Genomic DNA, 21,438 nt, shown 5'->3' with positions numbered 1-21,438 from the left:
AAAAGACACATCCTGGATATTTTTACTCTCTAAAAAATTTACCATAATTGTTAATTAAATATCATATTACATATCATATTACATATACATTATATAGAAGGTAAAAATGAAATTCAATGCTCATAATAGTCTAAACTGTTAATTTTTACTTTTAAATAAGTAATATTATTTATTTTCACATTTGCATAAATAAACAATGCCTATAAGAGATTTCCCGGGGTTTTATGTATATTTTTTGAATAAAAAGCTTGATTTTTTCATAAATATGCATTACAATAGTTATTATTACAATAATATTTTTAAGGAGATAAATTATGGAAGATAAAACAAATTTAAAGTATACCCTAAATGATTTATTAAAATTTTTAATACCCTCTACTATAGGGGCATTATTTTTTATTATACCTGTTAGCTATAAGGGAGAAATATCTATTCCTGTAGCAATACTTTCAAAAGCTGTTTTAAATTTATTATCTAAATATTTACCAGCAATTATGACTATTATTATTTGTATTACTTTTTTAGCTACAATAATAACCAAGCTATTTAAACCCGAATTTATATTAAAAAATAAATTTTTAAATAATTTGTTTAATGTAACACCCCTATGGTTTATAACAAGAATTTTAGGCGGAATTTTAGTGTTTTGTACATTTTTTAAGTTAGGACCTGAATGGATTTGGTCAGAAAATACAGGGGGACTTTTATTATATGATCTTATTCCAATATTGTTTTCAGTGTTTATATTTGCAGGTATGCTTTTACCCTTGCTTTTAGACTTTGGTTTATTAGAATTCTTTGGAGCGTTATTTACGAAGATTATGAGACCAATATTTAATTTACCTGGTCGTTCATCTATTGACTGTATAGCTTCTTGGCTTGGTGATGGAACCATAGGAGTATTACTTACAAGTAGACAATATGAACAAGGCTATTATAGTGAGCGTGAGGCTGCAGTTATTGGAACTACGTTTTCTGCAGTATCTATAACTTTTAGTTTAGTAGTTATATCGCAAGTAAAACTTGCTCATATGTTTGTTCCATTTTACTTAACAGTAACTCTTGCAGGAGTTGCAGCAGCAATTATAATTCCAAGAATTCCACCACTTTCTAGAAAACCAGATAGATATGTTAAGGGTTCAGAAGAAAACATTTCAGAAATGATACCAGAAGGATATACTTCATTTACATGGGGACTTGAAATGGCTATCGGCAAGGCTGCTAAAAATAATGACCCTAGTAAGTTTTTCAAACAAGGAATTCAAAATGTTTTTGATATGCTTTTAGGAGTAACTCCTGTAGTTATGGCTATGGGAACTACAGCTTTGATACTTGCCGAATATACAAGTATTTTTAAATGGATGGGTATTCCTTTTATTCCATTATTAAAGTTATTAGGTGTTCCAGAAGCAGCAGCAGCTTCTCAAACTCTTGTAGTAGGGTTTGCAGATATGTTCTTACCTTCTGTTATGGCAGCTACTATACAAAGTGAAATGACAAGATTTATAATAGCATGTCTTTCAGTTACTCAATTGATATATATGTCAGAAGTTGGAGGACTTTTGTTAGGATCTAAAATTCCAGTTTCATTAAAAGATTTAATAATAATATTTATAGAAAGAACTGTTATAACACTACCTATTATTGCATTAATAGCTCATATATTGTTTTAAAAAAGAACTTCTAGATTAACTCTAGAAGTTCTTTTTTTAAAATTAGCTATTACAATTTACATAAATGTTAACTGTATTACATCTTATTCTTATATTACCACAGTCATCATTAGTAGATTCAGGATAATAACCTGCTCTATCCATAGCTTGCTCATCTTTATTTATTAAAGCTTTGTTATCTAAATTTTTCATCAATATCACTCCAAATTAGTATATTTCAATCATAAATTATTAAGCATTACAATTTACATAAATATTTACGGTATTACTTGATATTCTCATATTTCCACAACTTGAGTTAGGATCAGGCATAGGATTACAACCTAATGTATCCATAGCTTCTTCATTTTCAGGTTTTATAACTTTTTTATCTAAATTTTCCATTAAATATCACTCCAAATTAATTACAATTTAAATATATATTCACAGTTTGTGCTTCAATTAAAAATCCGCAGTTATTACTAGATTTTTTCTCTGAAGGTACATTAGTTTCTTTTATTTCTTTAGGTAATTTACTTTTACAAAGTTTACTAATATAGTTTAAATAACAACAATATAAATATACGAAGTATATATTGTACATACATTGTCTAAAATAAGCTTGTACTATTACTAATATAAATATATAGAAACATAACATAAATTAGCACCAACTTTTTAGTAGTATCTTATCTACATTAGTAGTATATTATAAAAATATAAAAAGTGTGATTAAATTAGTATATAAATAAAAAGTAAGAAACTAAAATTTAAATTAATTGTTTCTTACTTTTTATATTTTACTTATTAAATTCTATATTTGTTTATTTTAAATTTAAATTAAAAAAATTAATTATATTTTCTTCATAAAGTTCTTTATGCATCTTATAAGATCTTATATGATCTGCCTTATCAGTAATCCATAACTTTATGTGGCTTTTGTTTTTGCAACTTTTATATATTTTTTCACTTTCAGTATATGGTATTACACTATCTCCTTTTCCATGAATTAAAAGTAATTCTTTATTTTTATATTTTGATACAGCATTTATAGTATCTACGCTTTTAATATTTATATTTATTACACTAGGTAAAACCCCTAATATAATAGGGGTAAAAGGAAAATTAGGTAAATTAGTCCAATAAGGTAAATTTTCTTTAAGATATCCTTTTAAGCTGGAGAAAGGACTATCTGCTATAATTGCTTGTACATCTTTGGAGTTTTCTCCTACAAGTAAAGATGTAGCAGCACCCATAGACCATCCTATCAATCCAATTTTCTCTGAGTGTTTAGTATTTTTTGCGAAATCTATCGCAGATAAAAGATCATATTTTTCAAGGGCGCCTAAAGTTACAATCTTTCCTTCTGATTCTCCTTCACCTCTAAAATCAAATACTAAAACATTATAATTCTCTTTGGATAATCTTTTGGCGAGATTTATAACTTCTATATCCATTAAGGCTCTATTGTCTCCATAACCATGAGAAAAAATTATAGTCTTTTTAGATTTTGTTTCCTTATTATCATTTTGTGCTGGAATCCACCAGCCTTTTAGTAAAACACTATTATGTTTACTATTAAAAGATATGTTTTCATATTTTAATCCATAATCCTTAGGAGTTTTATTAATTATATCTCTTTTGGGAGTAACCAAATTCAATCCTATATAAATAGATATAATAAGAGTACATAAGATTATAAAGAGAGAAAATATTAGTATTATTTTACTTAATTTGGTTTTTAAAAATATCATCTTATTTAAATCCATCCTCTACTAAATTTATATTTTAGATATTAACATAAATAAGTTAATTTAGTCTATATAATTTTTATACTTTTAACTAAAAAAAGATTAATAAAAGTCATATAAGACAGTTACTAATCTTTTTTATTATGATTATTTTATTATAATGAAGCTTTATATATATTTAAAATATCATTTCCACTAAGTGGCTTAAATGAACCTATGGAACCTTTTCTAGTAGCTTGTTTTGCCATTTTTTCTAGGTTTTTATTATCTATACCTACTTCTTTTAATGTTGATGGAATAGATAGTGAATTAAAATATTCTCGAGTTTTATTTATGGCTTTATTAGCTATTGTATACTTATCTTCATTAGAATCTATTCCCCAAACATTTACTCCATATTCAACGAATTTATTTAAAGTATTATCATCTAAAACATATTTCATCCAATTAGGTGTTAAAATAGCAAGACCTACTCCATGAGTGATATCGTAAAAAGCACTTAATTCATGTTCCATTGGATGAACACTCCATTTTTTAGCTTCCTTCCCATAGCTTAATAATCCATTTATAGCAAGACTTGAGGCCCACATTAAGTTAGCTCTAGCTTCGTAGTTTTCAGGTTCATCCATAGCTATCTTACCATATTTTATACAAGTTTTAAGAATAGCTTCTGCTAACCTGTCTTGGATATAGGCTCCATTTTCTGTACTAAAATAAGCTTCAAAAGTGTGGCTCATTATATCTGCAGTACCAGCAGCAGTCTGATTCTTAGGTACTGTAAAGGTATATGTAGGGTCCATTATGGAGAATTTTGGTTTCATATCTTCGTGACCAATACCTATTTTTTCCTTTGTATCTAAATTGGATATTACAGCTCCAGCATCCATTTCAGAACCAGTAGCAGCTAATGTTAATATTGAACCTATGGGTAATACTTTTGTAATCTTAGCTTTTCTAGTTACAATATCCCAAGGGTTACCTTCATAGTTTACAGAAGCAGCAATGACTTTTGCACAATCTATAGAGCTTCCACCGCCTATAGGAAGAATAAAATCTATATTGTGTTCCCTACAAAGTTTTACACCATCTATAACACTTGTTATTCTTGGATTTGGTTTTACATTAGAAAGTTCCCAAATTTGTATATTGTTATTTTTTAAAATTTCTACAGCCCTATCATATATGCCATTTCTTTTGATGCTACCACCACCATATACTAATAATACTTTAGAACCGTACTTTTTTATTTCATCGCCTAAAACATCTATTTTACCTTTACCGAAAAATATTTTTGTTGGAATAGAATAATTAAAATTTAACATTGTATCTGCACCTCTTTTAACTTAAATATAATGATATAAAAATTTTATGGTATTAACTTTAACATAGTAAACAAGCCTTCCTTATGAGCTTGACTTAAAATGTTATTATAGGTTGCTTTCCATTCTTCAGGAGAAATTATACCTATTGTTTCATAGTTATCTTTATGAATTCTATAATAGCTTTTGGCCTCTAGGTAATGATCTCTTAAAGACTTTAATAAGTTTAAGATTTGGGATTCATCTAATTTTAAATTCATAATATCCCTCCCATGGGTATTATTCTATATGCGTTATATAATTCCTTTAATCTATAATAATTTTTATGCTAAATATAAAATATTTTCAATTTCTAAACTACTCATTGGTTTATAATAAATATAACCTTGTATTTGATCACAGTTTTGTTTTTTTAAATATTGTAATTGATATTTAGTTTCTACACCTTCTGCAATAACCTCCAATCCTAAATTATGGCCAAGACTAATAATAGATCTAACTATTGCAGCATCTTTTTTATTTTTTTCTAGTCCTTGAATAAATTCCATATCTATTTTAATTTTATTTATGGGAATGTTTTTTATATTAACAAAAGAAGAATATTTAGTCCCGAAATCATCTACTGAAATTTTTATTCCTAATGAATTAAGTTCTGTTAAGACCTTAAATATATTTTTTGTATCTTGAAGTGCTATTCTTTCAGTTATTTCAAATTCCACAAAAATAGGATTTAAATCAACTTCTTTTAAAATTTCTTTAACTTTATAAACAAAGTCTTTTTCCTTTAGTTGATTTACAGATACATTAATAGCTATATTTACATCATTAAAACCATTATTATGCCAATGTTTTAATTGTTTGCAAGAAGTTTTAATTACCCAATAACCAATAGAGACTATTAATCCTGTTTCTTCTGCTAAAGGAATAAATTTATCTGGAGATATAAAATGCTTATTATTAAATTTCCATCTTAATAAAGCTTCAAAACCAGATATTCTATTTAATTTAAGATTTATTTTAGGTTGATAATATACATATAATTCATTTTTGGCAAGAGCTCTATGGAGTGAATTTTTAAGCTTTGTTTCTTCTAAAAGCTTGGCTTTTATTTCTTTAGAATAAATTTTAATATTGTCTTTGCCGGAAAATTTAGCTTTATACATGCTGCTATCAGAATTTTTAATGAGTGTTTCTGCATGTATACCATGGATTGGATAAAAAGCTACCCCTATGCTTATAGTTATAAAATTTTCTGTATGATTTATGATAAAAGGTTTTTTTAATACGGTCATTATTCTTTGGGATATTAAATTTATAGTATCAGTATCATAAGAAGAATTAAGATCATTTACTAAAAATAAAAATTCATCTCCACCAATTCGTGCTAAAATATCATTTTTTCTTATGATTTGTTTTATTCTTTTTGAAAATTCTTTTAGCAATATATCCCCTTCTTGGTGTCCCAAAGTATCGTTTATTAGTTTAAAATTATCTAAATCTAAAAACATTACAGCAAAGTAGTTTTCTTTATGTTTATTTATAATGTTTTCTATAAAATTTTTGAAATATCTACGATTAGGCAATCCTGTTAACTCATCAAAATATATCATGTGTTCTATTTGTTTTTCTACTTTTTTTCTCTCTATAATTTCTCTTTGTAATATTTTGTTGGATTCTTTTAATTTGAGAGTTCTTTCTTTAATTTCTTTTTCAAGTTCCAGATTATAGTTTTTTAATAGTTTTTCCCTTTTCTTTCTTTCAGAAATATCATGTAATATTATAACTATACCTAACATATCATTAAAGTCGTCATAAACGATTGTTCCAGATAATATACAAGGAATTACATTATTGTCCTTTTTTAATAAGTTAATTTCTACATCTTTAATAAAGTTATCTTTTAATAAATTCCTTAAATTAAAATTATGATTTTCAATTAAAGTTATAAATAAACTATTCTTAATTTCATTATAATTATATCCAGTTATGCTACAAGCAATCTTATTAACATTTTTTATACATAAGTCTTCTCCAATAAAAAATATGGGATCATTTACTGATTTAAATATATAATCAGATACATATTTAGGTGTTAAAGACATAATTTTATATTTAATTACTGAATACCATATTCCAAGTATTGCAAGTGGTACTGCTAAAATCCCAAAATGGAAGAGTTGTATACCAATTAAAGGAAGTATAAAATCTGTTGTATAAAGAAATATAAAAGCTATTAAGGATGTAAAACCTATAATAATACTTTGTCTTCTTTCTCTTTTCTTATTAGAATTTTTACCCCAAGAGAAAATGAAAAACATACCTATTAGCAAACATATGGAATAATTGGTAAAGAAAATAATTTCAAATAAATTTGTTGGATACTTATCTATCCAACCATTTTCAGTTTTTATAAGTACAGTATAAGGGTCATAAGTACAACTTCTTACGAAGAAAAATATAGCAATTGCTAATAATATTAGTTTTATTAAGGTATTTATTTTATTTGTATTACTTATAGATAAAGCAAATTGTATCCATGCAATAAATAAAAAGCACCAACCTAAAGAAGAAATTATTCTCCAAAAATTAGCTATATATATATCTTTAGATATAATCATAAAAGCATATCCAAAAGCCCAGAGACTTGTACAAATACAAAGTATAAAAAGACTAATATTAGTTTCACACTTATAGTTGATTTTAAATAAATATACACCTGTAAATAAATAAAAACAAAAGTTAATAAAGAGTAATATAGAAAGTATATTATTCATTAAGTTTCTCCTTTTTATTTTAAAAGGACGGTTAATAATTTTTATTAAACCGTCCCTTGTTTACAGTATTTGTATTAATAATATATTCTGAAAAAATACATTTATTAGTAAATATATTATAGCATTATTTACTAAATTTGTCAGTTGAGTTTTTTTATTATGTATTTATTTTTTTAGTTAGTTTACATTTGTTTATATTAACATAATAATACTTAAGTAAACTAAGGAAAATAATTAACAAAATACTCTATAACATTATTTTGTTACAGAATGTTTTTATTTATTCCTTAGCTTTGACTATTGCATTTATATTTTCTAATAAAAAAATAAATATCTACCAACTAACTTAGTAGATATTTATTTTAATAAGTTATTTATTTATTTATTGTTTTTAATTTATTAGGTTCATTATTGGAAATATAATAAATATTATTACCTAATATGTTTAAAAAAGTAACGCTTTTTTTAAGGATTAAAGTGTTATTATCACCGTTTATATCTATTCTATATAAGAAATTATCTTTATTTCCATCTGTGTAATATACATAGGAATCATCTACATTTAAAGTTACTACATTGCCTTTATATAGTAATGTATTTAAACTACCATCAGTTTTCATCTTATATATATTTCCATTGGAAACATAGTATATCCATTTCCCCACTATAATCATGTGTTTACTTTCAATGTTATTTAATTTTACTTTGCCTGATCCATCGATTTTAATTTTATATATACAGTTTCCATCGCTGTAATTTCCGTAATATATATTATCTCCAGATAATACAAATTCACTATCTATTCTCCATTGACCACCACTTATTATAGCTTCATAGCCTGTTTTATCTGTTTTTATTTTGTATATACCAGGTTTACTCTTATCGAAAAAGTATATCCAATTATTATAAATTATCATATTGGAAGCATCACAATTTAATATTTTTTCTACAGAACCACCATCTTTTTTTATTCTGCATATATTCCCACTACTTATATAGTATATATAATTTCCATAGCAATTTAAGTATTTTGCATTATCTGTAGAAAGTAGTGAATCTTCTGCTCCATTTATCTTATTTTTGTATATCTTATTGTCATATTCTTTGTTTATATAGTATATATAATTATCATCTTTAGCTGTTAATGCACCATTTATTATGTTGCCTAAAGAATTTCCCATACCTTCTGGGATGTATCCATTAACAGTTAATGTTAATTTCACTTTTTTACCATATCCATCTACATTACCTGTAAAAATGTATACCCCCTCTTTAGATGTATCTACATCTTTTTTATCCCAATTTACTTTAAAATCTTCTTTTGAATTATCACTCATAACACCTTGTACATAGTTTGGTAGGGAGAATTTATCACCCTTATTAACTTCTTTATCTATATCTTTTATATTTTTTATAACTACTACATTGTTATTTTTAAGTTCAAAGTTCTTATATATAAGATTATAGTAATATTTAGTTGTAGGTGTATAATCCTTAACACTTGATGGCAGATTTAAACTCTTTAAATTTATTAATGATTTTAAAGGATAAATATTATCTAAATTATTATTATCTATTAAGTCTAATGTATTTAAATTTATAAGTTTCTCTAAGGCTTCTACATTGTATATATTATTATTCACAACGTATAGCTTATTTAATTTATTTAAATCACCTATTGGATTTAGATTTTTTAATTGATTCTTTGATAAATCCAGCTCTTTTAGTTTTGTAAGATAAGATATAAATTCTATATCCCTTATACCCATGTTATTTAATTTTAAGTACTCTAGGTTAGTTAGATATTTAATTTTTGTTAAATCTCCTTCTACATTTATGTTTTCCATATCTAGTTTAATTAACTTCTTAAGAGGTATTAAATTGGATATATTCCCCAATCTATTTCCATCACCACTTATTTTAAGAGAAGTTAAATTAGATAAATATTGTATTCCTTCTAAATCGCTAATTACTTTACTGTTTAATTTACTCCTTAAAGCGTTATCTATTCTTTGAAGTTCATTTTTACTTAAATCTAATTCTGTTATTTTATCCAAGTCACTTTTATATACATTAGTATCCTCTTTCTTACCTATAACACTTCTAATTATTTTGGCAAAATCACTTTTGTTCTTATCTTCAAATACTATAAAATCCTCAGGTATAGTAAAATCTTTTTTAGCTAAATTATTATAATATGCACCAGTTGCATTAAAATTGGCTATGCCGCTATTTTTTAGATACATTTCTGTAAGATTATACAATCTACTTAATCCATCCTCTATACCCTCTTGAACCTTATTATTATATAATGATAAATATTTTAAATTAATAAGAGATGCTAAGCTCTTTATATTTACTATATTATTATTAGATAAATCCAATCTTTCCAAAGAAGTTAGATTATATAAAATTGTTATTTCTCCTATGTTGTTATTAGATAAATCTAATTCCTTTAAATTATTTAAATCTTCAAGTGGTTTTATACTTTCTACTTTATTATTATGAATAATTAACTTATCTAATTTATTTATAGCTCCTATAGGTTTTATATCTATAATTTCATTATCTGATAAATCTAAATAAGTTAAATTCCTTAAAGAATCTAATCCTTCAATATTTTTTATATGTCTATTTGAAAGTTCCAATTTAGTTATACCTAAAAGATCTTTTTCATATATAGACTCAGAAGGTTTATCTATTAAATCCCTGATTTCTTTTTCTAAAACTTTATCCTGGAATACTACTAACTTATTATGATCTTTATCCAATTCACCATTGTTTATGTTACATCCTGTAGTATCAATTTTTCTTAGCTTTGGAAAATTTTTAATAATCTTTGTATTAGTAACTTTAGTATTAGATATATTTAAGTATTCTAATTTTGATAAATTACCTAAATTATCTATATTATTAATATTAGTATTTTTCATATCTAAATAAACCAAATTAGTTAAGTCTTTTATAAATGAACAATCATCCACTTTAGGATTGTTAGATATATTAAGTTTTGTTAAGTTATTAAGACTTTTTATTGAATTTTTATATTCATCATTAAATTCAATATCACATTTAGATATATCAAGTTCCGTTATTTTATTCAAATTAGTTATAGGTTTAATACTAGTTATCTTAGTATTAACTAAATAAAGTTTTTCTAATGACTTCATAAATTCAGCAGATTGAATGTTGGAAACATTAGTTTCATTTATATTTAATATCTTAATGCTTGTACTGTTTTTTAGTGGGCTTATATCTTTTACCTTTGTATTAGATAAATTTACATCTTTTAAATTCTTTAAAGCTTTTAATGGAGATACATCATCAATATCAGTACCTTTTAAGTTTAAACTTTCAAGTGATTTGAAACTTTCAATTCCTCCTATCTTATGAATATGAGCATGATACAAATCTAATTTTTTTATATTTTCCATATCTTTTTCATATATAGGATTTGAGGGCTTATTTATTTCTTTTCTTACCAAATTCTCAAAATCTTTATCCTCAAAAACTATAGGATTATTTAAAGTAAAGTCTTTATTTATAATATTATGATAATATTCCTTTGTGTAATTAAAATCATCACTTATATTATTTGATATATATAAATCTTTTAAATGATTTAAAGTAGCTAAAGGACTAAAATCAATTATATTATTTTGTGCTAAAAATAAATGTTCTAAATTATATTTATTTTTTAAAGAATCTATATAATATACTTTGTTATGTCTTAAATCTAAATAATTAATATTTTTTAAATTTCTTAATGGAGATATATCTTCAATAGCATTTTCACTTAAATTCAAATATTCTACATTGTTTAATTTATGAAAAACTGATATATCTTTAATTTTGTTCTTTGACAAATCAACCTTTTTAAGTTTTGAAAACTCTTTTAAAGTATCAATATTACTTAACTCATTATTAGATAAATCTAGTTCCTCTAAATCTTGTAAATATTCTAATCCCTTAATACTTTTTATACCTTTATTATGAAGATCTAGCTTTTTAATACCTTGTACATCTGTATATTTTAAATTATATAAATCTCCTATAGGTCTATCTTTATCCTTTCCATATTCTATAGCAGCTTTTCTTACTTCTTTTTCTAAATTTTTATCTTCAAACTTAATTTTTACATCATCATATAAGCTAAAATCCTTATCTTTTATTTTATAATAATAGCCTTCTATTGGATTATAATCTTCTGTTTTATTACCTTTTAAATATAAAGTTTCTAACTTAGTTGAATCCTTTAAAGCTTTAAAATCTTTAATATTATTATTTTTTAAATCTAAATATTTTAGTGACTTTAAATCAGAAATTTTAGATATATCATCTATTTTATTATCATTTAATTTAAGTTTTTTTAAATCTGTTAAATATTCTATTCCAGATAGATCTTTAATATCTTTATTTGAAGCATCTAAATAAACAATTTTAGCTTTAGAAATATCTTTTATAAAGATATCCCCGGAAGGTTTATTTAAGTCTTCTCTAATTATTCTTTCTAAATTTTCATCTTTAAAAGTCACTTTTTTATCAATATAAAAATCCATCTTAATACTGTCTTCTAATCTTTCTTTTCTTTCTGAAGAAATTTCTTTATCTATGTAAAGATAATAAGTTTTATCTAAATTATAACCTGTATTTGGTGGTAATACTTCTAAAGTTTTTTTATCATCTTTCAAATTTACTCTACAATTTAGTTTGTTTCCTTCAGAGTCCTTTATATATATTTTGTCTTCTAAATTTCTTAGATCATTATTGAGTTTTTTAGAAAATTTTACTGTCCAAATCTTATTTTTTTCTCCTGTGACCTTCATATTCCATTTGTAATAATCTTCTGCTTTTACATTTACAGGAGAAAAAGCAATACAAGCTCCTATAACTAATGGAATAATTACTTTTTTATTCATTTTGTGCCTCCTCTAATTATAGATAAAATATATAAATAACTTTTCTGTTATAATTCTCGTAATTTTTTACGTTTTTTATAGATCATATTATTAATGAAAGAAGGACAAATTAATGTCCTTCTTTTATTAATAATCAAAAGTAGTTATTTTAAATTCAGGTATTACGGCTCCTACCTGATCTCTAGTTAATAAGATAGTATTGCTTCGGTATTCTATCTTGTATCCTGGTACTCTAATTTTTTCACTTATTTTCTTAGCTACATCATTTGGTCTATCACCAACAGCAAGTTTAATTTCAAAATATTCACCAGCTAAGCAAACTCCTAAATTACATTCTTTATCTACTTGCGCTCCGGATACATTAATTTGATATTTTTGAGATTTAGCTGCCTCTCCTGTAGCTGTAGCAATTTTATTTAAACCTAACATACTACTTATTAATTCACCACTAGTTTTATCTTCTACTTTTATTTCTTTATCATCAGGTTTTTCTATACATACTCTATCATTTACTTTATATATACTCACCATATCTTTTAATATAGATCCATTAGGTTTAGGTTTCCATTCTGTACCTACACTAATCATTTCCTTTGCTTGAGATAATGAACTTATAAAATTATCTATAGAAGGTGTTCCAAGTTTTCTTAATGTATCATTATCTAATCTATATTTTTTACCCTCTACAGTAATCTCATAATATCCACCTATCGCACTTAAATCTCTTGGTTGATATTTTATTCTTCCCTCAAGTTTAGATCTAACTATGTCTTTACCTAATTGTATTGTATCCATATTTACAGACATAGTGGACGAAGCAAATATACTCTTAGCTCTATCCAATTCTTTAAAGTTACTTATGTTTCCTGCTTCATCTATAGCATATACTGTATAATATTTTTCTTTTTGATCCTTATTTGTATCTGTAATTTTTATATTAAAGTTAAATCTATTTCCTGATTTTTGAATAGCTGAAGATTTTATAATATTTTCCTGTGCTGCAGTACCAGCTGGTACAATATAGGTTGTTATTCTATCTTCATTATCTTTAGCTTCACCAGATATTGTTATAGAATCTTCTACTCTGTCTATCGCTCCAGTAGGTGTTCCATCAGGACCCTTTACAGGAACTTCCTTAATATTAGTTACTACATTTTGAATAGTAACTACAGGCTTTATATTGTCTACAATAATTTCACCAGAAGATTCCTTAGATCCACCTATATCATTTACTATATAAACTTTATATCTTCCGTTTTTAACTGTTCTAGGAACTATATTTCCATCTCTAAGACCTTCTTGGAAACCTTGTTCTATATATGGTCTTCCACTATTAGAATTATCTCTAGTTTCTCCTTTAAAGAACACATTATCATGTGATTTATATTCTCTATTATCTAAATCATAGGATATATAACTGCAAGTTTCTGGAGCTATAAATGCTTCTTCTCCTGGTTGTAATTGTTGAATTTTTATACCATCTCCAGATTTTACATACTGCTTACTTACGCTTGGTTGTCTAGGAAGCTTTTCCTCTGTTGCTTTCATATTTTTAGGAATGCTTGCAGTTAAACCTTCAACTAATGGAGAACCATAATTAGTTATATCTTCTTCTGCTTTTCCTTCATAGGCTGTAACTACAAATAAGCTATAGTTTCCTTCTTTTAATCTGTTTCCTAAACTGTCTGTCATCAAAAGATCATATCCAGTTAATAAATCTCTGGCATTAGTACCTGTCCAATAATTTCCCTTTGTAGTTCCTACAGGTTTAACCCCCATATTCTCCATATTTACTTTTCCATTTCCCGGAACTATGTAAATCTTTTTAAGGATTTTAGAAGATATTTCTGTAGTATCAGATATAAAACCATCATTTCTTATGGATGGGTTGTTCCAACCTCTTATTTCAAAGTCTCTTCCATCTACACCTAAAGCTTTCCCATCTGGATCCAAAACATCCCCTGTTATAACAGCACTACCTAACTGTCTTACCTCGGTAGCCTTACTTTCTGCTTTATTTTTTCTTGTTATAGTTATCCAGAAACTCCTTCCATACATATCTAAATCAAGACCTTTAACTAAAGGAGAATTAGCGTTATTAGCATTTACTGTTACTTGTCCTAAAGGTTTTTCTCCTGCTTTTGGACTTCCATATACTTTTATAATATCTCCTATTTCTACTCTTTTGGCTCCCTTTAATTTAGCTTTATCTTCTAAATCTTTAGGTGAATTTCCAAAATTTCTTTCCCTTACTATAACAGAACCATTTTTAGGACCGTTATTATATACTTCTATTATACTATTGGCATTTAACATTTCTGAAGGTATTGTTAAAGTACATTTTATTTTTTTACCATAGCCTAGAACTGTTCCTTGATAGGTATAAATACCTTGTCCATTAGATTTTTTATTCTTAATATCCCAATCTACAGTAAGTTGTTGCACTGTATCATCTTTCATAAATACAGCTACTTTACCTGGAAGATATTTTGCTTCAATTTGAGTTAAAGTTTTATCTGAATCTTTATAATCTACTGTTATATCTAAGTCGTCAGATTTAGATATATTATTATCCATAACTGTTTTAGTTACTAATTCAGGAGATACTCCTTCTTTATTAAGTGGTAGGGTATAAGTTCTACTTCCACTAGTTATATAAATAATATCTCCTACAATATTTATATAATCTGCTTTTACATCACAAAGTTTTTTCTTTTCACCAGTACCATTTATACTGATTTTATAAAGTTTTCCATTGTCCTCTGCATTACTATAGTAAATCCAATTGTCTACTATATTTAAATGATAAGCTTTATCTACTTTTCTTGTAGTTCCTTTTATAGGTATTATATTAGAAGAACCATCAGTTCTAACTTTCTTTATAATACCTTCTCCTGAACAATAATATGCCCAACCATCCACTATTTGTATAGCATCAGACCATTCCTCATTTACTTTTCTTCTCATAGTACCATCTTTATTTACTGCATATATTTTATGACCATCTGAGAAATTACTATAGTAAATCCAATCTCCTACTACATTTATAAAATGTGCTTCATCATAAGCTTTATTATAATTTCCATAATCAGAAACTACAGGTACTCCATGAACTTTTCCTGACGGATCTTTATTTATGGTACTTCCATCCATGGTTCCATCTGTATTTATTTTATAAAGCTTTCCTTTATCTGAACCATTACTATAGTATATTACGTTATTACATACAGTTAAATAAGTTGCAGTATCATCACAAAGTTTTTGATTTTGAGTTCCATCCTTTTTAACTTTATATATTTTCCCATTTTCATTATAGTTACTATAGTAAATCCAATCCCCCATTATGTTTATATATTGAGGCTTGTCTAATCCTATTTGGAAATCCATTTTACCAGACAAATCTTTTCTATAAAGAGATGATTTATCTGCTGTATTAACATAATACACATAAAGATTAGAATCTATAGCAGCACAACCATTATTACTTATATTTCCTGATGTATTTCCTAAAGTCTTATTTAAAGTATTTACACTATAATAGGTTGAATTAGGTAAACCAACTTCCACTAATGCATTAGCTAATGGAGTTTCATCAGAAGATAAGATTGTTATTTTTTCTAAAGGATTAGTAATAGTGTATATAATGGTATCTCCTATTTTTTTAATAGTATTGCTATTTCCTACTTTAAAATATTTGGCTCCTGGAACAGCCTTTATATCCTTTACACTTAAACTAATAACTCCCTTAGCACTTCCTGGAACAACATCAACATAAATCCTTGGAAGAAGTAATCTATATTCTCCTACACTATCGTTATATTCATATTTATATTGGTTACCATCAGAAGAATAATAGGTTATTTCTTTACTTTTTTCTACATTACCCTTGGACTTATTATCTCCGAGTATTTGTTTTATCTTTTCTCCATATTCCTCACTTACATAGGATACAACATAATTTCCTCCAGCAAATATTTCATTAGCAAGATTTGAATGAGTTGAAAGATATCCAACTGAATAAGCCTTATCTCCAATTACAACTATTCCATCCTCTATAGGAAGTCCTGGATAAGGATTATTTCCTTCAGTTTTAAAATCCATTTTAACTTCACTATAAAGTTTCTTTGGCTTTTCATTTTTATTTGCTTTTGACATTAATCCATTACTTACAAGCAAAGTATATTTTTGGTCTTTACTATACTTTCCATTATAGTGAATTCCATTATATGTACCATTTTTTAAGGCAACTTTAACACATCTTTTATCTACATCTAAAGATATATTTATAGGAACTTCTTGTCCTAAACTATCTAGTACTTTTATATTATCTTTTATTGAAGTTTCATCTACTTCTTTTGAAAAATTAATTTTCCATACTTTATTTATAGAAACATTATATTTAGTTTTATAATTTTTTGGAGCAGCTTGTACTGGATTTAAATTGAACAATCCTATAGAACTTAAGCTTATAGTAAAAAATATGGCGAAAACCTTTTTCCTAATTATAGTCGACACCTCCCTAATAAAAATATTGTTTTATTCTATATTATCGTAAGAATAATATAATCCTTAATAGATACCATTTCTTTTATTCTATATAAAATTTTACAAAATAAAGATATATATTGAATATTTCAAATCAATATATATCCTCTCATGCATAACTATTTATTTATTAATTTAATACCTTCTTCAATAAAACTAATTTCTCCATTTTTTAAAAGTCTTCCTACAGCTCTTTTAAATGCATTCTTGCTTATATTTAACTGAGTTTTTATATCATCTGGATTACTTTTATCGTTTAAATTAATAAAACCACCATTTTCTTTTAACTTATGTAAAATTATCTCCGCATCTTTATCCATTTGTATATATGCTTTTCCTCTTAAACTTAAGTCTAATTTTCCATCTTCCTTTACATGAGTTACTCTAGCTTCTATTTCATCTCCGCATTTAAAATCTCCGTATAATTCATTAGTAGGTATTAGTCCATGATATTTATAATCTACTGCCACAAAAGCTCCATAATACTTCTTTATTTCATATATAATTCCTGAAACTTTATCATTTAGTTTATAAGGTGAATCACTTTTTAACATTTTATAAATTTTCATACTACAACAAAGCCTATTAGTCTTATCTATATATAAATAAACTAAATATTCTTCACCTATATTTACTTCATTAATTTGCTCTTTAAAAGGTAAAAATAAATCTTTTTCCAATCCCCAATCTAAAAAAGCACCCATTCTTGTTTTTGAAATTACTTTTAATGGTTTTATTTCTCCTAACGTTATTTTAGGCTTTCTAATAGTTGATATTAATCTATCTTCTGAATCCCTATAAACAAATACCTCTATTTCATCTCCAACCTTAGCATTTTCCGGAACATATTTTTGAGGTAGTAAAATATCATCTTCACTCTTGTCTTCCTTAGAGTTTAAATATACCCCTATAGAAGTATCTCTTATAATTTCTAATTTTTGTATTTTGCCTAATTGTATCATTGTACACCTTCCTATCTTTTGTGTGCTCTATATTAATAATATAGCATATAATCCTATATTATATACAAACATTAATACTATTTTTCTACATATTCATCTATTAAATTAACTAAATTGCCTATATCCGGTTTACTAAGTTGTGCATCTGCTCCTACAGAATCTCCCTTATGTTTTAAATCATCTGTAATTAGTGATGAAAATATTATAACTGGAAGATTTCTTAAAAATGGATGTTCTTTTATTTTTCTTGTAAGAGTATGTCCATCCATTTGAGGCATTTCAATATCAGTTATAAGTATTTGAACATCTTCTTTAAAGTTTTCCTTCTTTTTATCTACTAACTTATATAAATAATCTAATGCTTGTTTACCATTATCAAATAATTTTAAATTCTTAAAACCTGCTTTCATAAGGGTATCGTTAAGCAAAGTTCTTATTAAAGCTGAATCTTCTGCTAATATTACTTTTATATTAGATCTATCTTTATAATCTACTTCTACAATTTTATTTTCATTAATACCAGTACTTGGATTTATGTCTGTCACGATTTTTTCAAAATCTAATAATAATATTATTTTTTTATTCAAAATAATATTTCCTATAACTAAAGAATTTGCAGATATATCATCAGGTTTTAATATTTCAGTCCACTTTATTCTATGTATACCTATAACTTTGTCAATCTTAAAAGCTACTTTTACTCTATTAAATTCACAAATTATAGTCTTAAATTTTCTCGTCTCATCTCGTTTATTATTTATAATATAGTTCAAGTCAATTAATGGTAAGATTTCATTTCTACATAATATTAATCCATCTATAGCATCATGACATTGTGGCACTCTTGTTAAATTGTCTATTTCTATGACTTCCCTAACCTTTATTACATTAATAGCATAGTACTTATTATTTATACTAAACTCTAATATTTCTACTTCTCCTGTGCCCGATTCTAATAATATATCACTATTCATAAAATACACCTCTCTTATCAAAATATTCACTTCAAGTATATTATTAACATTATATCATAACCTTTTAATAGTTTTATAATAAAAAAAGTAACAATGACATAAAAATAAATTCTTTTTAAATGTGTTAATTTATGATATAATGGCGCAGAATATAAAATTATAAGTAAAGGATGGTAAGGCTTTGATTACAGTAACAAACTTAAGTTTAAGATATGGGGAAAAGAAACTTTTCGAAGATGTAAACCTTAAATTTACACCAGGTAATTGCTACGGTGTTATAGGTGCTAACGGTGCGGGGAAAAGTACATTTTTAAAAATTTTATCTGGAGAAATAGAGGCTAATACTGGTGAAGTTTCTATTAAACCTGGTGTTAGAATGTCTATTTTAAAACAGGATCATTTTAAGTATGATGAATATGAGGTTTTAGAAACAGTTATAATGGGTAACCAAAAACTTTATGAAATTATGAAGGAAAAAGATGCCCTTTATATGAAAAGTGATTTTACAGATGAAGATGGAATAAAGGCTTCTGAACTTGAATGTGAATTTGCTGAACTAAACGGTTGGGAAGCAGAATCTGAAGCATCTTCTCTTTTACAGGGGCTTGGAATTCCTACAAATTTACACTCCAAAAATCTAAAAGATCTATCTGGTAGTGAAAAGGTAAAAGTTTTACTAGCACAAGCTCTTTTTGGAAATCCTGGAGTACTTATATTAGACGAGCCTACTAACCATTTAGATATAAATTCTATTAATTGGCTAGAAGATTTCCTAATAAATTTTGAAGGTACTGTTATTGTAGTATCCCATGATAGACATTTTTTAAATAAGGTATGTACTCACATGGCAGACGTAGACTTTGGTAAAATTAAATTATATGTAGGTAATTATGACTTTTGGTATGAATCTAGTCAGCTAGCTCTTCAAATGACAAAAGATCAAAATAAAAAGAAAGAAGAAAAAATAAAGGAATTACAAGACTTTATTGCTCGTTTTAGTGCTAATGCTTCTAAATCCAAGCAAGCTACTTCTCGTAAAAAACTTTTAGATAAAATTTCCGTAGAAGATATACAGCCATCTACTCGAAGATATCCTTTTATACACTTTAAACCTGAAAGAGAAGTTGGAAATGATATATTGAAAGTTGATGGTTTAACTAAAACCATAGATGGAGTAAAAGTTTTAGATAATGTAAGTTTTATAGTTTCAAAAGGTGATAAAATTGCATTCGTAGGAGATGAACTTTCTAATACTACTTTATTTAAAATATTATCAGGAGAACTAGAAGCTGATAGTGGAGAATATAAATGGGGCATAACCATTACACATTCTTATTTTCCAAAAGACAATTCTAAATATTTCAATGATGTAAATTTAAATTTAGTAGAATGGCTAAGAGAGTTTTCTGAGGAAAAATCTGAGAGCTATTTACGAGGGTTTTTAGGAAGAATGTTATTTTCTGGAGAAGAACCTTTAAAACAAGTAAATGTATTATCTGGTGGAGAAAAAGTTAGATGTATGTTTGCAAAAATGATGCTAACTAATGCTAATGTACTAATATTAGATCAACCTACTAATCATTTAGATTTAGAATCTATTACTGCTTTAAATAATGGATTAATGAGTTTTAATAGCAACATATTCTTTACTTCTCATGATCATCAATTCATTCAAACTATAGCTAATAGAATTATAGAAATTACTCCAAATAAATTTGTTGATAAAAAAGTATCTTATGATGAATTTTTAGAAATATAGGATAAATAAAGCGAGATTTTCTCGCTTTATTTATTTATTAAAGTTAATTTATCTTTTCTAGATAATTTCTTTATAGCATATTCTCTTTTCATAGCTTCCCTATTAGTTTTAAATTCTTCAAAATATTTTAATTTAACTGGTACTCTACAACGGGTATATTTTGCTCCTTTTCCTTTATTATGAGTTTCAACTCTTCTTTGTAAATTTGTTGTCCATCCTGTATAAAGAGTACCATCACTGCATTCTAATATATAAATATATGCCATATATTACATCCCTTATTGTAGATTTTTTATTTTTTAAAATTATTGATATTGGTTTAATTTAAAGAATATTAAGTAATATATTGTAAACACTTTTTTATAGAGTTTTCTACTTATGTATTCCTCAATTTCAATATCTTTCTCAAAATCTATTTTATCAGATATTTTTACTTCTAGTATAATAGATTCTAAATTTACCTGAAATAAATTGCTCATCTTTGCAATTATCGAATTTAATATTTATTTTAAACTCCTCTTATAAAATCAAAATCTATAAATTCACACTAAAATTTTCTTCTTCATTTAATAAAAGATTTATTTTACTACTACTATGCATTTTCATATCTCCTTATTATAGTACATAAAAATTTAACTTTTCCTCATTAAATGATTTATTTATAAAACATATTTTAGGATTGTCCAAAAAATTATTAATTAAATTAGAATGAATCTTCTAATTTAATTAATATAATCTATAATTAATATTTTCATTATATGATTATTTAACTAATAAATTAAT

At 25.6% G+C, this 21,438-nt stretch carries 15 protein-coding genes; 2 read left to right on the top strand and 13 right to left on the bottom strand.

The features are described 5' to 3' along the window. Nucleotides 1-314: 314 nt before the first annotated feature. Nucleotides 315-1,673, top strand: coding sequence for a YjiH family protein (locus BN1711_RS07090; RefSeq protein WP_050607472.1), 1,359 nt, complete (start codon nucleotides 315-317; stop codon nucleotides 1,671-1,673). Between the two features lie 42 nt (nucleotides 1,674-1,715). Here BN1711_RS07090 and BN1711_RS12560 read toward each other — a convergent pair whose 3' ends face one another. The 11 genes from BN1711_RS12560 to BN1711_RS07045 form a co-directional block, all read right to left on the bottom strand. Then, complete coding sequence (locus BN1711_RS12560) at nucleotides 1,716-1,865, bottom strand: hypothetical protein (protein WP_163248470.1); 150 nt, start codon at nucleotides 1,863-1,865, stop codon at nucleotides 1,716-1,718. Nucleotides 1,866-1,904: 39 nt separating this feature from the next. Next, the gene (locus BN1711_RS12555) at nucleotides 1,905-2,057 is read right to left on the bottom strand and encodes a hypothetical protein (RefSeq protein WP_164995935.1); all 153 of its coding nucleotides are present in this window, start codon (nucleotides 2,055-2,057) and stop codon (nucleotides 1,905-1,907) included. A gap of 16 nt (nucleotides 2,058-2,073) precedes the next feature. Beyond that, nucleotides 2,074-2,313 (bottom strand): hypothetical protein, encoded by a 240-nt coding sequence (locus tag BN1711_RS07085; RefSeq protein ID WP_050607471.1) that lies wholly within the window; start codon nucleotides 2,311-2,313, stop codon nucleotides 2,074-2,076. Between the two features lie 163 nt (nucleotides 2,314-2,476). Continuing rightward, on the bottom strand, nucleotides 2,477-3,307 hold the full coding sequence (locus BN1711_RS07080) for an alpha/beta hydrolase (protein WP_243128219.1): 831 nt from the start codon (nucleotides 3,305-3,307) through the stop codon (nucleotides 2,477-2,479). A 251-nt stretch (nucleotides 3,308-3,558) separates the two neighbouring features. Then, nucleotides 3,559-4,725, bottom strand: coding sequence for an iron-containing alcohol dehydrogenase (locus tag BN1711_RS07075; RefSeq protein ID WP_050607469.1), 1,167 nt, complete (start codon nucleotides 4,723-4,725; stop codon nucleotides 3,559-3,561). Nucleotides 4,726-4,769: 44 nt separating this feature from the next. Beyond that, entirely contained in the window at nucleotides 4,770-4,982 is a 213-nt protein-coding gene (locus BN1711_RS07070) for a hypothetical protein (protein ID WP_050607468.1), read from the bottom strand. A gap of 63 nt (nucleotides 4,983-5,045) precedes the next feature. Further along, a complete protein-coding gene (locus tag BN1711_RS07065; protein ID WP_050607467.1) occupies nucleotides 5,046-7,496 on the bottom strand; it encodes an EAL domain-containing protein in 2,451 nt (816 codons plus the stop codon). Between the two features lie 374 nt (nucleotides 7,497-7,870). Further along, nucleotides 7,871-12,415 carry a leucine-rich repeat domain-containing protein gene (locus BN1711_RS07060; protein ID WP_050607466.1) on the bottom strand — a complete coding sequence of 1,515 codons (4,545 nt, stop codon included), beginning with the start codon at nucleotides 12,413-12,415 and terminating at the stop codon, nucleotides 7,871-7,873. A gap of 126 nt (nucleotides 12,416-12,541) precedes the next feature. Next, nucleotides 12,542-16,930 (bottom strand): DUF5050 domain-containing protein, encoded by a 4,389-nt coding sequence (locus tag BN1711_RS07055; protein ID WP_129582139.1) that lies wholly within the window; start codon nucleotides 16,928-16,930, stop codon nucleotides 12,542-12,544. Between the two features lie 149 nt (nucleotides 16,931-17,079). Further along, nucleotides 17,080-17,922, bottom strand: a complete 843-nt coding sequence (locus BN1711_RS07050; RefSeq protein ID WP_050607464.1) for a CvfB family protein — start codon at nucleotides 17,920-17,922, stop codon at nucleotides 17,080-17,082. Nucleotides 17,923-17,999: 77 nt separating this feature from the next. Then, nucleotides 18,000-18,896, bottom strand: coding sequence for a chemotaxis protein (locus BN1711_RS07045; RefSeq protein ID WP_050607463.1), 897 nt, complete (start codon nucleotides 18,894-18,896; stop codon nucleotides 18,000-18,002). A gap of 181 nt (nucleotides 18,897-19,077) precedes the next feature. Between BN1711_RS07045 and BN1711_RS07040 the strand changes: the two genes are divergently transcribed. Next, a complete protein-coding gene (locus tag BN1711_RS07040) occupies nucleotides 19,078-20,655 on the top strand; it encodes an ABC-F family ATP-binding cassette domain-containing protein (protein ID WP_050607462.1) in 1,578 nt (525 codons plus the stop codon). Nucleotides 20,656-20,681: 26 nt separating this feature from the next. On the opposite strand, the gene BN1711_RS07035 is transcribed toward BN1711_RS07040, so the two are convergent. Together BN1711_RS07035 and BN1711_RS12550 are read right to left on the bottom strand one after the other, a co-directional pair. Next, on the bottom strand, nucleotides 20,682-20,921 hold the full coding sequence (locus BN1711_RS07035; RefSeq protein WP_050607461.1) for a GIY-YIG nuclease family protein: 240 nt from the start codon (nucleotides 20,919-20,921) through the stop codon (nucleotides 20,682-20,684). Between the two features lie 39 nt (nucleotides 20,922-20,960). After that, nucleotides 20,961-21,134, bottom strand: coding sequence for a hypothetical protein (locus BN1711_RS12550; protein ID WP_163248452.1), 174 nt, complete (start codon nucleotides 21,132-21,134; stop codon nucleotides 20,961-20,963). Nucleotides 21,135-21,438 lie beyond the last annotated feature (304 nt).

This window comes from Clostridium niameyense (assembly GCF_001243045.1).
Taxonomy (GTDB): domain Bacteria; phylum Bacillota; class Clostridia; order Clostridiales; family Clostridiaceae; genus Clostridium_F; species Clostridium_F niameyense.
Note: the sequence above shows the minus strand (reverse complement) of the source record. Positions and strands in the feature narration are given on the sequence as shown.

What these genes read in the sequence shown, in the direction of transcription:
- BN1711_RS07070 (WP_050607468.1), bottom strand. Translation starts at nt 4,982, where the DNA reads ATGAATTTAAAATTAGATGAATCCCAAATCTTAAACTTATTAAAGTCT.
- BN1711_RS07060 (WP_050607466.1), bottom strand. Translation starts at nt 12,415, where the DNA reads ATGAATAAAAAAGTAATTATTCCATTAGTTATAGGAGCTTGTATTGCT.
- BN1711_RS07045 (WP_050607463.1), bottom strand. Translation starts at nt 18,896, where the DNA reads ATGAATAGTGATATATTATTAGAATCGGGCACAGGAGAAGTAGAAATA.
- BN1711_RS12550 (WP_163248452.1), bottom strand. Translation starts at nt 21,134, where the DNA reads ATGAGCAATTTATTTCAGGTAAATTTAGAATCTATTATACTAGAAGTA.
- BN1711_RS12555 (WP_164995935.1), bottom strand. Translation starts at nt 2,057, where the DNA reads ATGGAAAATTTAGATAAAAAAGTTATAAAACCTGAAAATGAAGAAGCT.
- BN1711_RS07035 (WP_050607461.1), bottom strand. Translation starts at nt 20,921, where the DNA reads ATGGCATATATTTATATATTAGAATGCAGTGATGGTACTCTTTATACA.
- BN1711_RS07075 (WP_050607469.1), bottom strand. Translation starts at nt 4,725, where the DNA reads ATGTTAAATTTTAATTATTCTATTCCAACAAAAATATTTTTCGGTAAA.
- BN1711_RS07090 (WP_050607472.1), top strand. Translation starts at nt 315, where the DNA reads ATGGAAGATAAAACAAATTTAAAGTATACCCTAAATGATTTATTAAAA.
- BN1711_RS07050 (WP_050607464.1), bottom strand. Translation starts at nt 17,922, where the DNA reads ATGATACAATTAGGCAAAATACAAAAATTAGAAATTATAAGAGATACT.
- BN1711_RS07065 (WP_050607467.1), bottom strand. Translation starts at nt 7,496, where the DNA reads ATGAATAATATACTTTCTATATTACTCTTTATTAACTTTTGTTTTTAT.
- BN1711_RS12560 (WP_163248470.1), bottom strand. Translation starts at nt 1,865, where the DNA reads ATGAAAAATTTAGATAACAAAGCTTTAATAAATAAAGATGAGCAAGCT.
- BN1711_RS07085 (WP_050607471.1), bottom strand. Translation starts at nt 2,313, where the DNA reads ATGTTATGTTTCTATATATTTATATTAGTAATAGTACAAGCTTATTTT.